The following is a 14854-nucleotide window of genomic DNA, read 5'->3' on the forward strand; positions in this document are numbered from 1 at the left end:
TGGTCGTTCGGAGGACGGACCGATGACGTATTTCACCACCGAGCCGCAGATGATGACGGCGGCGGCCGCCGATGTGGCGCGAATCGGTTCAGCGATCGGCGAGGCCAACGCGGCCGCGGCGGGGCAGATCACCGTTTGGGTAGCCGCCGCGGCCGACGAGGTGTCAGCGGCCACCGCTAACCTTTTCGGCTCGTACGCCCGGGAGTACCAGGCGGTCATGAGTCAGGCGGCAGCCTTCCATGACCGCTTCATCCAGGCGTTGACCGGCGCGGCAAGCGCCTATCTGGACACCGAAGCCGGCAACGCCGCCGCTGCGCTCAACGCACTCACGGCACCGGTCCAGTCACTGCTGGGCCGCCCGCTGGCTGATAGCGCCACAACCGCCGCGATGCCGGCGCCGGCGGCAAGTCCCACCACCGCTTTGGTGATGGGTGGCAGCGGCGTGCCGATACCGGATGCGAGCTTCGTGAGCAATGTCGTCGGCACCTATCTCACGCCCAATTTCCCCGCCGTAACCTTCAACCCGCGGGCCCTGTTCACCCCCGAAGGGCTGTATCCGGCGTTTGGCCCCAAGGACTTGACCCTGGACGCGTCGGTGTCTCAAGGACTGACCATGCTGGACGACGCGATCCGGCGGGAACTGGCCGCCGGCAATCCCGTCGCCGTCGTCGGCCTCTCGCAGAGCGCGGTCATCGCCTCACTGGAGATGAGCAAACTCAGCCCCACCGGGGCCCCGAGTTCGCTACCGATAACCTTCACCCTGCTCGGGAACCCGGTTAATCCCAACGGCGGCCTGCTCACCCGTTTCCCCGGACTGAGCCTGCCGAGCCTGGGCATCACCGCCTACGGCGCACCCCCGGACAACGCCTTCCCCACCAGCGTCTACACCATCGAATACGACGGCTACGCCGACTTCCCGCGGTACCCGATCAACATCTTGTCCGACGTCAACGCCCTGGCCGGCGTCGTCTTTCTGCATGACACCTATCCGGAGCTGACGTCGCTTCCACCCGCCATCACCTTGCCGACGCAAGGCCCCACCCAGACCACGTACTACATGATCCGCAGCCAGCATCTGCCGATCTTGACGCCACTGCGGGCGCTGCCGTTCGTCGGCAACCCGCTGGCAGACCTGATCGAGCCGGACCTGAAGGTGTTGGTCAACCTCGGTTACGGCGACCCGGCCTATGGCTATTCGACCGGGCCGGCGAACGTGCCCACCCCATTCGAACTGGTCCCTCCGCTTAGCCCCATCACCGTCGTGGGTGCCTTGGTCACCGGAACCCAGCAGGGCGTGGGCGCGTTTGCAAGCGACATCGCCGCCATGGGCGTGCCGGCGCTGCCGGACCTGTCCCTGTCCGGCACGGCAAGTCCGTTGACCCCGCCCGACCTATTCGGCCAGCCCCCCACACCTGCGACCGTGTCGATCGACAGCGTCATCACCAGCCTGCAGGCGGCGAACACCGCTGCCACCAACGCCGTCTCGAACGCGATGTCCGGGGGCTATTCGGCGCTGCTTGCGACCGCGGACATCGCCAACGCGGTCCTGACCTCGTTGCCCTCCTATGACCTCAGCCTGTTCCTGGACGGGATCGCGCAAGCGGCCAACGGCGACCCGGCAGGTCTGGTCAATGCGATCGGCCGTCCGATCGCGGCGAACGCGGGACTGCTGACATTCGGTGCCGGTTTCGAGCTCATCGTCATCGGCAATGCCGTCGTTTCGATGCTCGGCGGTCAGATCGAGCCGGCTTAGGGCTCCAGCACCACCTTGCCGAGCACACCTCCGTCGGCCAGGCTCTGTAGCGCGGACTGGGCTTCGGACAACGGATAGCGTTGCGGCGGAGGCGGTCTCAACCCCAGCGCGACCAGATAGTTCAAACCCCAGGAGAACAAGCCCGCCGAACCGGGGACCTTGTTGAGGTACTCGCCCCACGCGACGCCGAGCACACCGACATTGCGCAGCAGCAACCGGTTGACCGTGAGCGTCGGGATGCTGCCCGCGGCAAAGCCGATGACCAACAACTTGCCGTCGATGGCCAGCGCCCGGATGGCGTCGTCGAAGCTCGGGCCGCCGATCGGGTCGACGACGATATCCACGCCGCGGCCGTGAGTGTGCTTGTGCACCTGCGCAACCCAGCCATCCGTCAAGCGCAGCACCACGTCGGCACCGAGCGCCCCGACGTAGTCAACCGCCCCCTCGCGGTGCACCACGGCTATCACCTGGCGTGCGCCCATCGCCTTGGCGAGCTGGACGGCAGCCGTGCCCACCCCGCCGGCGGCACCGAGCACCAGCACCGTGTTGCCCGGCCGCATTGCGGCACGGCGGGCCAGCGCGAAGTACATGGTGTTGTAGTTGACCAACAACGACACGGCTTCGGCGTCGTCGAGTTCGGCGGGGCTGCGCACCACGTTGGAAACCGGAACAGCCACCCGTTCGGCGTAGCAACCGAGCACCCCGAAGGCCGAGACTCGTTCCCCCACATGAAAACCGGAGCCGATCGGCGCATAGCGCACGACGCCGGCGGATTCCAGGCCAGGCACGAACGGCGGCGGCAACTTCAGTTGGTACTCGCCCTTGCTCAGTAGCAGGTCCGGAAAGCACACGCCGGCAGCGCGGACGTCGATGACGACCTTGTCGCCGTCATCGGGAATGTCGTCGATATCGGTATAGACTATGCCGGACGGGCCGGAAAGCTCTTGTACGACACAGGCTTTCATGCAAGCTACAGCTTGAATCCGGCTTTTTGCGCGGCGGACAGGTCGGTGATCTCGGCCCAGTGTGCCGCCACATCCTGCACCGAAGGCGGGGTGTCGAAGTTAACCCCGGCGTTCTGGAACAACGCGGCTCGCTGCACCTTGCCACCACCGACGATGAACACCGACGCGTTGTCCGCGCATTCCTCGGTGCACAGGTAGGCCACCACCGGCGCGACGAAATCCGGCGTGAGCTTCTCCAGCACCTCCGGCGGCATGATGTCCTGGGTCATCCGGGTGGCCGCGATCGGGGCGACCGCGTTGGCGTGGATGTTGTATTTGGCGCCTTCCAGCGCCAGCGTGTTGATCAGGCCGACCAGCCCGAGCTTGGCCGCACCGTAGTTGGTCTGGCCGAAGTTGCCGAACAGCCCGCTGGTGGAGGTGGCGACGACGACCCGGCCGTAACTCTGTTCGCGGAAGTGCGGCCAGGCCGCGCGGATCACGTTGTACCCGCCGTAGAGGTGCACCTTGAGCACGGCGTCCCAGTTCTCGAACGACATCTTGTGGAAGGTGCCGTCGCGCAGGATCCCGGCATTGCTGACCACGCCATGCACCGCCCCGAACTCGTCGAGCGCGGTCTTGACGATGTTGGCCGCCCCCTCGGGCTCGGCGACGCTGTCGTAGTTGGCCACCGCGCGCCCGCCGGCGTCCTTGATCTCGGCGACGACCTGATCGGCCATGTTGTGGCCGGCGCCAGTCCCGTCCCGGGATCCGCCGAGATCGTTGACGACGACGCTGGCGCCCTCCCGGGCAAGAGTCAGGGCGTATTCACGGCCCAGCCCCCCACCGGCTCCGGTAACGACGACGACGCGATCCTGCACTCCAGGCATCAGCTTCCTCTCTGAACGTGCGTTGACATGGTCAGGGTCGGCCCGGCGGCTAACCGGGTCGCGCGGGCATCTGCGTCAGGCTAGAACAGCTTGCGCGCCAGCTTGAACGCCCGCTCGGTGTAGGGCGGGTAGATGATCTTCGAGAAGTCGGGGCGGGTCGGCTTGGTCAGCACCGACTTGCGGTGGCTGAACTCGTCGAAGCCCCATTTGCCGTGGTATGCACCCATGCCGGAGGCGCCCACGCCGCCGAACGGCAGCTTGGCCGTCGACACCTGGAAGGCCAGGTGGTTGACCAGCATGCCGCCGGCCGGCACCTCCTTGATCACCCGTTCACGCGTTTCTCGTGACTTGGTGAACAGGTATGCCGACAGCGGCTTGGGCCGCGAGTTGACGAACTTGATTGCCTCGTCCAGCGACTTGACGGTGAGCACCGGCAGGATCGGCCCGAAGATCTCGTTGGACATCAGCGGTCCGGCCGGATCGGGGTCGACGACGACGGTCGGCTGGATACGCAGGCTCGACGCGTCACATTGACCGCCCACGGCGACCTTGGCCTTCCCGTCGGCTTCGCCCTGGTTTTCGACAGCGGCGAGGTAACCGCTCAACCGGTCGAACTGGCGCTGGTTGACAATGCGCAATCCGGCCGGGTCGTCCTGGGAACGGAACCTGCTGATGGCGGCGCCGATCTTGGTGACGAGCTCGTCGCGGATGGTCGCGTCGGCCAGCACGTAATCGGGAGCGACGCAGGTCTGGCCACCGTTGAGCAGCTTGATCCAGGCGATCCGCTTGGCGGCGACATCGATGTCCGCGTCGGCCGCAACGATCACCGGGCTCTTGCCGCCGAGTTCGAGCGTGACCGGGGTCAGATGCGGCGCCGCGCCTTCGTAGACCTTGCGGCCGATCTCGGTGCCGCCGGTGAACATCACCCGGTCCAGGCCCTGCGCGATGAGCGCCTGACTTACCGTGCCGTCGCCTTCGACCACGGCAATCGCGTCGCGGTCGAGGTAGCGGGGCACCAGCTCGGCTATCAGTCGTGACGACGCCGCGGCGATTTCCGAGGGTTTGAGGATGACGGTGTTTCCGGCGGCGATCGCGCCGACCGCCGGGCCCAGCGTCAGATAGAACGGGTAATTCCAGGCGCCGATGATCAGCACGGTGCCGTAGGGTTCGTACTCCACCCAGCCCCGGCCGGGCAGCTGCGGCGCCTCGAGGAGCAGGTACTTGCGGCGCATCCACTTGCGGACCTTCTTGGCCGCATACTTCGCTTCGCTGACTGTCACCGCGATATCGGCGATATACGCCTCGACCGGGTTGCGGTCCAGGTCCTCGGCGAGCGCCTTGGTGATCGCGTCCTCGTTCTCCTCCATCAGCCGCTGCAATTGCAGTAACTGGTTCCTGCGCCACTCGACACTGCGAGTGCGTCCGGTGGCGAACGTCTTACGCAGCCGCGCCACGGTTTCGGCTACTGTTCCGGCGACATCGGTCGACTTCGACGCGTCGGCTTCAGCGGCTGCGGGCTGGGCCGCCTCGAGTTCCTGAGCTTTCGGTGCAACCGATTCGGCGGTCATCGTTGTCCCTTCCTATCGGGGTCCTATCGGGGTCCGATCCGGATCTTTCCGGGTCCGATCCGGGTCTTTCCGGCTTCCCGGAAGTGGCCCGGAGTGCTCATGCCACATCATGTGGTCGCACATCGGTGATATTCGCGATCCTAGTCATGCGGCTACGGCAGGAATAGAAAAGATCCGGCCCGATCTGCGCTACGCCGGAGCGGCGGGTGACACTCTGGTACCTGGCGCAGGTCGTTCGGCACGAAACAGCGGTATCGCGACCGCCCCGGCGAGCAGGGACAGGCCCGCAAACCAGGCGAAGGCGGCGGAAAAGCCGAGTGGCAGCAGGATGGCCTGGAAGACCAGGCTGCCAACGCCCATGCCAACCCACAGGACGCAGGAGTTGAGCCCGATCGCCTGCCCGCGCTGCCCGGGAAGATCGGTGACGATGACGACCAGGGCCGGTTGGGTCATGTCGTACCCCAGCGACAGCGAGACGACGGCGGCCTGGAGGAATACCAACGACGGCTCACTGGCGAACACCGCGGCACAGGCGGCGGTCAGGGCCAACCCGAGTGGGATGACGCGCGCCCGTCCGTAGCGATCGGCCAGTCGGCCGATGGCCGGGCTGAGCACCAAGCCCGGGATGCCGTAGCCGAGCAGCACCAGCCCGATCTGCGCCTCGTCGAGCTGAACGTGGTCGTGCAGATAGACCCCCAGCCAGGTGTAGATCCCGGCGTGCAGCACCGCGTTGACCAGCACGTAGCCATAGGTCCGGCGACCACGGGAGGTGCTCAGCAGATCCGCGAATCCGGCCGCGACCTGGCGGACCGACGACGGGCGTGGCGCTGCAGCGGTGTCGGGAACCAACCACAGCCCCAGCACCAGCAACGCCAATCCGCCGACGGCCACCACACCGAACAACCCCTGCCAGCCGACCAGCTGTTCGCCCAGCGCGCCCCCGGCCGCGCCGAAGGCCATCCCACCGGCCGCTCCGCCGAAGACCCATCCCAGCACCCGGCCGCGACGCCGGTACGGCACCAGGTCGCCGATCAATGCCACACTGATCGGCACCACGCCGCCGGCGGCGACCCCGGTCACGAATCGAAGCGCGATGAATTCCCCGACGTTGGTTGCCAGCGGGGTGCCTGCGGTCAGAATCACGAAGGCGCACAGCGAAATAAGGATGACGCGGCGGCGTCCCCACCGGTCCGATACCGTGCCCCACACCAGGACCGTCCACCCGTAGGGCACCAAGAACGCCGGCACCCCGAGTCCGACCATGCCCGCGGTGCTGCCGAAGTCGCCCGCCAGCGCCGGCAGGATCGGGGCAACCATGAAGATCTGCGCGAAAAGCAGGAACGCCGTCGAGGTCAGCAGCGCCAGCGTCAGTGCGAAAGAGTTCGCGTCAGTGTCCGGGGCGACCCCGCGCCCCGCTGCTTCGCCGCGGCCAACGTGGCCCGGCGTGCCGCGCAGGAGACCGTGACCATCGGCGCTCCGGGTCGACACGGCCGCAACCCCGGGTTAACCGGTTAGTCCGCGCCGGCTTGATGGGGTGGGTCACCCAGCGATATGGACGAAAAGGAGAAGCTCCTGGCAGTTGCCGATCCGAGGGCTACCGTGCTGACCGCGGCGTCGAGGTCCATGCAACCACTTCCTTACCGGGCGACCGGACGGAGCCTCAGACTAACCCAGCCGCCATCGGCCGGCCGTGGCTTTGAAAGTTTTGCTGCAGCGAAATCCGAACGGGCCTTTGCTTTGAGTGCTTTCTCCCGTCAGAGTTTGGCCGCTGTCACGAATCGGTTGGCGAACGGCCCGCCTTCAGGCCCCGGCGGCCGGCCCAGTCGCACCGCCTCGTCGCGCGCTTCCACCGACAGCGTCGCCCAGCCGTGCGCGGCGAACCAATCGGCCGGATCAGGTCGGCCTTCGTCGTCGAACCATAGGTCGAACGGGTTGAACGAGGCGTCCGAGCCGTCGGGGCCGATGGCTTCTCGTTTCGCGCGTCGCTCTGCCCATTTCTGCTGCGCCTCTTGGCGCTTGTCTTCGTCGAATACGAAAATCTCGACGGCCACCCGGCTGCCCGGTCCGCTGAGCGTGTCGACCGAGGCGAACATGGCCTCCTGCGTCGACGCCGGCAGGAACGGCAACAGCCCTTCGGCCAGCCAGGCCGCTGGACGGCTCGGGTCGAAACCGGCATCGCGCAGTGCTTGCGGCCAGTCGTGGCGCAGGTCGACGGGCACTGGCCGCCGATCGGCAACCGGACCGACACCGTGGGCGGCAAGGGTCCGCTCCTTGTATTCCAGCACTTTGGGCAGATCGATCTCGTACACGATGGTGCCGTCCGGCCAGTCCAAACGATAGGCACGCGAATCCAGACCTGCGGCCAGCAACACAGCCTGGCGGATTCCGGCCCCGGCCGCGTCGGCGAAATACGCATCGAAGAAATGGGTGCGCACCGCCTGGTAATTGATCATCTGCCGGGAATCGACGGTCAAATCCGGGTCAGCCCCGGAGCCGGGGTCCGGCCCCGGGGCCCACCAGGCGGCAACCTGCTCGCGAACTCCCGCCAATTCGGGAGTGGACACCAACGGCTCGGCGAACTCGTCCCGGACGAGCGGATTGTCGCTGGCCGTCTCGGCCGCACGGGCCAGGGCGACCATCACCGCGGTTGCCCCCACGCTCGTTGCAATATCCCAGGAGTCGTCCGCGGTGCGCGGCATTACAACCGCTTCGCCGTCACGAACTCGGAGTACGCATCCTTGTCGTCGGCCATCGGTACGCCCTCGACCCAGCGGCCCACCCGGCGCATCTCGTCGCCGGCGTTTTGCGCTGTGGCGCGCCAACCGTGGTCGTTGAGCCAGTCGGCGACCTTCGCTCGCTTGGGGTCGTGGTAGATGAGCTCCTGCACATCGACGGTCTGCTCCAGACCCAGCGTCTCGGCCACCTTCTTGAATCGCTCCCGCATCTGTTCGCGCCGTTTGTCGGCGTGGTTGCCCGCGGTTTCGGCGGCGATCCGGCTCCCCGGCGGGCTGAGCTCGCCGATCTGGCTGAACAGCCGATCCTGGGCGTCGGCGGGCAGGTACATCAGCAGTCCCTCGGCCAGCCATGCGGTCCGGGCTGTCGGGTCGAAACCGGCGGCGCGCAACGCGGCAGGCCAGTCCTGGCGCAAGTCGATCGGCACCTCACGGCGATCGACCGACGGCGTCACCCCGTTTCCCGCCAGCGTCGCGGACTTATAGGCAAGAACCTGAGGCTGATCGATCTCGTACACCGTCGTCCCGGCCGGCCAGTCCAGCCGGTAGGCGCGGGAGTCCAGTCCCGAGGCCAGAATCACGACCTGGCGGATCCCGTCGGCGACCGCGTCGGCGAAGTAGGTGTCGAAGAAGTTCGTCCGCACGGCCTGGTAGCTGCGCATGTGCTGGACGGTCGCCGCGGTCTCGGCGTCGAGAGCCGCCATCTTGTCCACCATCTGCTCGTCGAGCATCGCTTCCCACAGGACGCCGGCATTGGCGTTGGTGACCAGCAGTTTGGCATACGGGTCGCGGATCAGCGGCGCGGGCTGTTCGGTTTCGACGGCCCGGGCCGCGGCCACCATCACCGCGGTGGCACCAACGCTGGTTCGGATGTCCCAGGTGTCGTCATGGGTACGCAGGGTGCTCATCGCGTGCTCCCGTTCTCTAGCGAATCTCTCGTTGGATGGACCGGCGAAAAGTGGCGCGAGACCGTGGGATTCGTCCCAGCGGCGCGCAACGAAGGAAAGCCAAGGAAAACCAAGGAAAACCAAGGAACGCCAACCGGATCAGTCATACCGCGACCATGCTACCTAATAAGTTAGGCAACCTATACACTTTGTGGCCCAGGTCACTACTGCCGGTCGGCTACTGGCGGTCAGGCCTGCTACTTCCAGAGCGTGCCGGCCATCAACTTCCGCAGCGCCGCGATGATGTCCTCCATCTCCCGGTAGCTGCCCACGAAGCCGGCATAGAAGCCGACCCCGCACAAGACGAGCAGCAGCGCCTCGGCCAACGGAGCGGCCTGGGTATCGGCGGTCAGTTCGCCGCGCGCAACGGCATCGTGGACTGCCCAGATCAGGAACTTCCGGCAGCCGGCGACCGGGTCGTTTTCGGATCGCCCCAGTTCCGGATGCCGCTGCGACTCGAGCACAGCGGTGGCCAAGAATGCGGCAGTGGCGGGATTTTTCCCGTCTGCCTCCATCGCCACGCTGATGAACGCGGCCAGCCGCCGGAGCAGCGTCGGCTCACGCCGTGCCCGCTCGATACCGGCGGTGACGACCAGCTCGTTGGCTTGGTCCACCACTTCCCGGTACAGCACCCGTTTGCTGGCGAAGTAATGATTGATGGCCGGCCGGGTCAGGTCGGCCCGGACGGCGATCGCCTGGAAGGTCGCGCCGTCGTAACCGCGTTCGCTGAACACCTGGCGGGCGGCGTCGACGATGCGCCGTCGCGTCTCGTCCGATTTTGCGGCAGGCGGACGTCCGGGGCCGCGACGCGCGGCGGTGGGCGGCATTACTGGAGTGTGCCACCGCCACGGTGCGGCATCAGCGCGTTCGGCGGGATGCTACGAAACTTGCCAGCCTGGTAATCCTCGAGCGCCTCGATCACTTCGGCCCGGGTGTTCATCACGAAGGGCCCATAGTGGAATACCGGCTCGCGAATGGGTCGCCCGCCCAGCAGCAGCACGTCAAGAGCTGTTGCCCGGTAGGCATTCGGCGTCGGGCCGGCAGTCACGGTGATCCGGTCACCGGGGCCCATCACCGCCAACTGACCCCGGTGAATCGGGTATCCGGCCGCGCCGACCCAGCCGCGCCCGGACAGCACATAGACCAGCGAATTGAAATCCCGTCGCCACGGGATGTTCAGCCGGGCACCGTGTTCGATCGTGGCGTGCGCCAGCGTGATCGGCGTGTGGGTGATCCCGGGTCCACGGTGGCCGTCGATGTCTCCGGCGATGATGCGGACCAGGGCTCCGCCGTCGCCCGAGGCGATCAGCGTGACGTCGCCGCCTTCGATGGCCTGGTAGCGAGGCTGGGCAAACTTGTCCTTCTTCGGCAGATTCACCCACAGTTGGATGCCGTGGAAGAGCCCCCCGTGATTCACGGTGTCGATGGGCGGTGTCTCGATATGCAAGATGCCCGATCCCGCCGTCATCCACTGCGTCGCGCCGTCGGTGATCAGGCCGCCGCCGCCGTAGGAATCCTGGTGTGCGAGCTTTCCGTCGATCATGTAGGTGACGGTTTCGAAGCCCCGGTGCGGATGCCAGTCGGTGCCCCGGGGCTCGCCCGGCTGGTAGTCCACCTCACCGATCTGGTCCATATGCACGAACGGGTCCAGCGCGGCGGTGCCGATTCCGGCGAACGCCCGGACAACGGGAAACCCCTCACCCTCGTAGCCTCGCGGGCCGGACGTGATCGAGCGGACCGGCCGCTCGGTAGCGCCGGCATCGGGTGCAGCCACCCGCGGCAGGGTCAACGTATCGGCGGTTACAGCAGGCATTCCTACCTCCTCATCGGAAACTCATCGAGAACTACGAGGTATAACCGGACCAGAGTCCACTTATTCCCGGTTGTCATAGGATGACCTGATGCTTGCGAGGCACGCGCGGTGAGCGACCCGACACCGGACGCCCCAGAACCCACAGAGGCACCGCCCGCCGCCGCCGGCGGGCGATTCGGCGCATCGATCAGAAGTGCTGGCTACCTTCGCAAGTGGTTATTGCTGGGCATCACCATCGGTGTCATCGCCGGCCTGGGCGCGGTGGTGTTCTACCTGGCGCTGAAATACACCGGCGAGTTCCTGCTCGGCTATCTCGCCAACTACCACATTCCGACCCCCCTCGGAGAGGGCGGCAGCCGTGGGTCCAGCGGTTTCGCACGCCCATGGGCCATTCCGCTGGTGACGACGGGCGGGGCGCTGCTCTCGGCGTTCATCGTGGCCAGGTTCGCGCCGGAAGCCACCGGTCACGGCACCGACGAGGCCATCGAGGCGGTCCACACCGATCCGCGGGCCATCCGCGGGCGGGCGGTGCTGGTGAAGATGGTGGCCAGCGCGCTGACCATCGGATCGGGCGGGTCCGGCGGGCGTGAGGGCCCGACGGCGCAGATCTCGGCCGGTTTCTGCTCATTGCTGACGCGGCGGCTGGGCCTGTCCGACGAGGATGGCCGGATCGCGGTGGCGCTGGGTATCGGCGCGGGTATCGGCGCGATCTTCGCCGCCCCGCTGGGCGGAGCGGTGCTGGCGGCGTCGATCACCTACCGCGACGATTTCGACTATCGCAGCCTGCTGCCCGGCTTCATCACCTCCGGGACGGCGTATGCGGTGCTCGGCGCCTTCCTGGGGTTCGACCCGCTGTTCGGCTACATCGACGCCGAGTACCGCTTCGAGCGGGCCTGGCCGCTGTTGTGGTTCGTCGTGATCGGGCTGATCGCCGCGGCCGTCGGCTACCTGTACGCCCGCATCTTCCACGCATCCGTAGCGCTCACCCGCCGGCTTCCCGGCGGGCCGGTGATCAAGCCGGCCGTCGGCGGGCTGCTGGTCGGGTTGCTGGGGCTGCTGATCCCGCAAATCCTGAGCAGCGGCTACGGCTGGGCGCAGCTGGCCGCCGACCGCGGATCGCTGATGAGCATCCCGTTGTGGATCATCGTCGTCCTGCCGATCGCCAAGATCATCGCCACCTCGCTGTCGATCGGCACCGGCGGTTCGGGCGGGCTGTTCGGGCCCGGCATCGTCATCGGCGCGTTCGTCGGCGCCGCGATCTGGCGGCTGGGAGAGCTCTCTGGGATACCGGGAGTTCCCGACGCACCGGGAATCTTCGTGGTCGTGGGCATGATGGCGTGTTTCGGCAGTGTGGCGCGGGCACCGCTGGCGATCATGATCATGGTCGCGGAGATGACCGGCTCGTTCTCGGTGGTGCCCGGGGCGATCCTGGCCGTCGGGATCGCCGCATTGCTGATGTCGCGCACCAACGTCACCATCTACGAAGCGCAGCGGTTGAACCGCGAAGCCGCCGCGGCCGAGCGCGCCGCGAAGGCTCGCGGGGACTGATCGGTCCCGGCCGTCTCACACCGGTCCTCGCCGCGGAGGCTTACCGCGAGTGGATCTGCTGCACCGCCAACCGCGGCCCGCGGCGCGGCTCGTAGGCCAGGCCGCTGGCTTCGAGCAGCCGGACCACCCGATGCCGGTGCGGCCGCATTGGCTCCAGCAGCTCGAGCATGCCGGCGTCGTCGACCGGACGGCCCAGCAGGGTCCAGCCGATCATTTTCGGAATGTGGTAATCGCCCACCGACACCGCGTCGGGGTCTCCGAAGGCCCGCTGGGCCGTCTCGGCCGCGGTCCATACACCGACTCCCGGCAGCGACATGAGTGCCTCGCGTGCCTGCGCGGCCGGCACCGCGGTCAACCGCTCCAGCGACACCGCCCGCCGGGCACAGTTCACGACCGTCCGGGCCCGCCCCGGATCGACGTTGGCGCGGTGAAACTCCCAGGACGGGATATGCCGCCATGCATCAGCCGACGGCGGCACCCGCATACCGTCGGGCGCCGGTCCGGGGGCCGGCGTGCCGTACTTGGTCACCAGCACGCGCCACGACCGAAAGGCGTCGGCGCCGGGGACCCGCTGCTCGATGACCGCCGGGATCAACGCCTCCAGCACCTGCCCGGTGCGGACCAGGCGCAGGTGCGGCAGCCGCCGGAGCGCGGCTGCGACCGTCGGCTCACTCGGCATGAAATCCGAGGCGTCGTCGTCGGCGCCCAGCATCGTCGGCAGCATCTCAATGAACTGTTCGGCCCCTCGGCCCCACGCCGCGCACCGGGCTGCTTCGGGCGCCGCCCGGCTGATGCGCGCCGTGACCGGACCGCTGGACAGCAGGCTGGTGCGCCAGATCGTGCCGTCACCGGGGATGCGAAAGCAGGGATCGCCGCGGCCGCGGCGCAATGGCGCCAGGGTATGCCCGAAGCCGGCGGCCCCGGGGAAGGTGACTGTGCGCGCGCTGATCACCCGAGCCTGCCATGACTCCCGCAAGCGAACCGCGATCGGGACCTCGATTGACCGCGATCGCCCTCCCGCGACAGGATGACGATGTGATGACGCCGTTCGACGACCCGCAGGCCGAACTGGCATGGATGTTCATGCAGAGCATGTGCGAGGGCGGAGACCTCGACGAGGGCTTCGCGTTGCTCAGCGACGACTTCACCTACTGGAGCATCGTCACGCGTTCGTCGTTCAATAAGGCAACCCTGCGGCGCGCGGTCGAGCGTCGCAAAAAGAAATTCGAGGTCAATATCGAACTGCTGCGCTGCGTCAACGAGGGCGAGACGGTTGTCATCGAGGGTGAGGTCGACGGCGTCACCGCCGACGGCACCCGCTACGACAGCCCGTTCGTCTGCCTCTTCGAGTGCCACGACGGCCAGATCGTGTCGTTGCGTGAATACAGCGATACGCAGTCGCTGGCGAAGGTGTTTCCCTGAGCTATGCCGGCTCGACGCTGATCTGGGCTTTGTTGGGATAGAAGGCGACGTGTCCGGCGATCGCCGCGACCGCGGGGTAGGGCTGCTCGTAGGTCCAGATCGCGTCGTCGACGGTGTCGCCGGCCGCGGTGGTGACGCTGTAATAGCTGGCTTGTCCCTTGAACGGGCAGTAGCTGCTGGTGTCGCTACGGGTGAGCCGGTCCTGGGCGACGTCGGCCAGCGGAATGTAGTGCACCGCAGGCAAAGTGGCCTCCCGTAATTCCAATGCCGCAGTGGTGTCCGCGACGAGTTCGCCGTTGACGCGGACCTGTACCCGGCCCTTGGCCGGTTCGATGGTGATCGGGTGCCCTGCGTTGGGTTCCAAGACTTTCCGGTGGCTCATGGGAGGTGCAACGCCTGCCGGCGATCAACATTCCCGGCCGAAGGCGTAGCGGTGGTACTGCGCCATGTTGGCCAGTGCCGGCACCCGCGACATCAGCCGGCCCATCACCTGGTAGGCGCGCGGCAACCGCGCGAAGGTGTCCGATTCGAACCAGCGGACCCGGGCCAGCAGCCGGGTGCCGGGCACCGCCCGCAGGATGTCGTCGGGCCCGTCGATCCCCCAGCGCAGCGTCGATCCGGATCGGCGCACCACGGTGTTGATCCATTGCGACTTGATGCCCAGCCGGTTGAAAGCGTCGAACTGCAACTCGCCGGACGGAAAACGGTCAACCACTCGTCGCAGTAACCCGACGCCGTCCGGTTCGCTGAGGTACATGGTCAGCCCCTCGCCGATCAGCAGCGCGGGCAGGTCTTCGGGAATGTCGGCGAGCCAGGCCGGATCGGTGACCGACGCGGCGATGACGTGGTGGTTGGCCGCTGTCGGGTACAGCCGGGTGAACAGCGCGGCGACCTCGGGGTGGTCGACGTCATACCACTGCACCGCCGGGCCCGGCCGCAGCCGGAAATATCGACTGTCCAGCCCGCAACCGAGATGCAGCACGACGGCGCTGGGGTGCACGGCCAGGAATTGGTGGGCCCAGGTGTCGAAGTGCGCCGTCCGCGTCGTCACCGACGCACAGTTGCGCGCGGTGATGGAGGTTTGCGACCAGTCGTAGTCGATGCGCCTCACAACCTCCTCGGCGTAGCGATCGCCCAGGATCGGGTTCGCCAAGCCGGCGTCGAGCGCCTTGGCGTACAGAGTCGCGAGCATGGTCTGCGGCGGCCCGCTGAGGTTGACCGCGACTTTGTCCATATGTCT

Annotated in this window: 14 protein-coding genes; 3 read left to right on the top strand and 11 right to left on the bottom strand. The window is 67.2% G+C overall.

The annotated features are described in order from the left end of the window. Window positions 1–22: 22 nt before the first annotated feature. The gene (locus AWC07_RS20775) at window positions 23–1753 is read left to right on the top strand and encodes a PE family protein (RefSeq protein ID WP_036418541.1); all 1731 of its coding nucleotides are present in this window, start codon (window positions 23–25) and stop codon (window positions 1751–1753) included. On the opposite strand, the gene AWC07_RS20780 is transcribed toward AWC07_RS20775, so the two are convergent. From AWC07_RS20780 to AWC07_RS20815, 8 genes are all read right to left on the bottom strand, one after another. Continuing rightward, a complete protein-coding gene (locus tag AWC07_RS20780) occupies window positions 1750–2718 on the bottom strand; it encodes an NADPH:quinone oxidoreductase family protein (protein WP_036418544.1) in 969 nt (322 codons plus the stop codon). The genes AWC07_RS20775 and AWC07_RS20780 overlap by 4 nt on opposite strands. A gap of 5 nt (window positions 2719–2723) precedes the next feature. Continuing rightward, entirely contained in the window at window positions 2724–3584 is an 861-nt protein-coding gene (locus AWC07_RS20785) for an SDR family oxidoreductase (protein WP_036418547.1), read from the bottom strand. Window positions 3585–3664: 80 nt separating this feature from the next. Then, window positions 3665–5152 (bottom strand): aldehyde dehydrogenase family protein, encoded by a 1488-nt coding sequence (locus AWC07_RS20790; RefSeq protein WP_036418550.1) that lies wholly within the window; start codon window positions 5150–5152, stop codon window positions 3665–3667. Window positions 5153–5341: 189 nt separating this feature from the next. Continuing rightward, entirely contained in the window at window positions 5342–6640 is a 1299-nt protein-coding gene (locus AWC07_RS20795; RefSeq protein ID WP_244187646.1) for an MFS transporter, read from the bottom strand. A gap of 266 nt (window positions 6641–6906) precedes the next feature. Beyond that, window positions 6907–7851: an SAM-dependent methyltransferase gene (locus AWC07_RS20800; protein WP_036419290.1), complete on the bottom strand. Its 945-nt coding sequence runs from the start codon at window positions 7849–7851 to the stop codon at window positions 6907–6909. Further along, on the bottom strand, window positions 7851–8783 hold the full coding sequence (locus tag AWC07_RS20805; protein WP_139829809.1) for a class I SAM-dependent methyltransferase: 933 nt from the start codon (window positions 8781–8783) through the stop codon (window positions 7851–7853). Before AWC07_RS20805 ends, AWC07_RS20800 begins: the two co-directional genes overlap by 1 nt. A gap of 245 nt (window positions 8784–9028) precedes the next feature. After that, window positions 9029–9658, bottom strand: a complete 630-nt coding sequence (locus AWC07_RS20810) for a TetR/AcrR family transcriptional regulator (protein WP_036419284.1) — start codon at window positions 9656–9658, stop codon at window positions 9029–9031. Then, window positions 9658–10644 carry a pirin family protein gene (locus AWC07_RS20815; RefSeq protein WP_036419282.1) on the bottom strand — a complete coding sequence of 329 codons (987 nt, stop codon included), beginning with the start codon at window positions 10642–10644 and terminating at the stop codon, window positions 9658–9660. Before AWC07_RS20815 ends, AWC07_RS20810 begins: the two co-directional genes overlap by 1 nt. 108 nt (window positions 10645–10752) lie before the next feature. Between AWC07_RS20815 and AWC07_RS20820 the strand changes: the two genes are divergently transcribed. Continuing rightward, on the top strand, window positions 10753–12192 hold the full coding sequence (locus AWC07_RS20820; protein ID WP_036419279.1) for a chloride channel protein: 1440 nt from the start codon (window positions 10753–10755) through the stop codon (window positions 12190–12192). 40 nt (window positions 12193–12232) lie between these two features. Here AWC07_RS20820 and AWC07_RS20825 read toward each other — a convergent pair whose 3' ends face one another. Continuing rightward, complete coding sequence (locus AWC07_RS20825; protein ID WP_036419276.1) at window positions 12233–13144, bottom strand: DNA-3-methyladenine glycosylase family protein; 912 nt, start codon at window positions 13142–13144, stop codon at window positions 12233–12235. Between the two features lie 86 nt (window positions 13145–13230). On the opposite strand from AWC07_RS20825, the gene AWC07_RS20830 reads away from it, so the two are divergent. Beyond that, window positions 13231–13614, top strand: a complete 384-nt coding sequence (locus AWC07_RS20830; protein WP_036419273.1) for a nuclear transport factor 2 family protein — start codon at window positions 13231–13233, stop codon at window positions 13612–13614. Between the two features lies 1 nt (window position 13615). Here AWC07_RS20830 and AWC07_RS20835 read toward each other — a convergent pair whose 3' ends face one another. Together AWC07_RS20835 and AWC07_RS20840 are read right to left on the bottom strand one after the other, a co-directional pair. Next, a complete protein-coding gene (locus AWC07_RS20835; protein WP_036419270.1) occupies window positions 13616–13996 on the bottom strand; it encodes a DUF427 domain-containing protein in 381 nt (126 codons plus the stop codon). Between the two features lie 24 nt (window positions 13997–14020). After that, the gene (locus AWC07_RS20840) at window positions 14021–14848 is read right to left on the bottom strand and encodes a class I SAM-dependent methyltransferase (protein ID WP_036419267.1); all 828 of its coding nucleotides are present in this window, start codon (window positions 14846–14848) and stop codon (window positions 14021–14023) included. Window positions 14849–14854 lie beyond the last annotated feature (6 nt).

The sequence above is a fragment of the Mycobacterium gastri genome (assembly GCF_002102175.1).
GTDB classification, from domain to species: Bacteria; Actinomycetota; Actinomycetes; order Mycobacteriales; family Mycobacteriaceae; genus Mycobacterium; species Mycobacterium gastri.

What these genes read in the sequence shown, in the direction of transcription:
- AWC07_RS20775 (WP_036418541.1), top strand. Translation starts at nt 23, where the DNA reads ATGACGTATTTCACCACCGAGCCGCAGATGATGACGGCGGCGGCCGCC.
- AWC07_RS20780 (WP_036418544.1), bottom strand. Translation starts at nt 2,718, where the DNA reads ATGAAAGCCTGTGTCGTACAAGAGCTTTCCGGCCCGTCCGGCATAGTC.
- AWC07_RS20785 (WP_036418547.1), bottom strand. Translation starts at nt 3,584, where the DNA reads ATGCCTGGAGTGCAGGATCGCGTCGTCGTCGTTACCGGAGCCGGTGGG.
- AWC07_RS20790 (WP_036418550.1), bottom strand. Translation starts at nt 5,152, where the DNA reads ATGACCGCCGAATCGGTTGCACCGAAAGCTCAGGAACTCGAGGCGGCC.
- AWC07_RS20800 (WP_036419290.1), bottom strand. Translation starts at nt 7,851, where the DNA reads ATGCCGCGCACCGCGGACGACTCCTGGGATATTGCAACGAGCGTGGGG.
- AWC07_RS20810 (WP_036419284.1), bottom strand. Translation starts at nt 9,658, where the DNA reads ATGCCGCCCACCGCCGCGCGTCGCGGCCCCGGACGTCCGCCTGCCGCA.
- AWC07_RS20815 (WP_036419282.1), bottom strand. Translation starts at nt 10,644, where the DNA reads ATGCCTGCTGTAACCGCCGATACGTTGACCCTGCCGCGGGTGGCTGCA.
- AWC07_RS20830 (WP_036419273.1), top strand. Translation starts at nt 13,231, where the DNA reads ATGACGCCGTTCGACGACCCGCAGGCCGAACTGGCATGGATGTTCATG.
- AWC07_RS20835 (WP_036419270.1), bottom strand. Translation starts at nt 13,996, where the DNA reads ATGAGCCACCGGAAAGTCTTGGAACCCAACGCAGGGCACCCGATCACC.
- AWC07_RS20840 (WP_036419267.1), bottom strand. Translation starts at nt 14,848, where the DNA reads ATGGACAAAGTCGCGGTCAACCTCAGCGGGCCGCCGCAGACCATGCTC.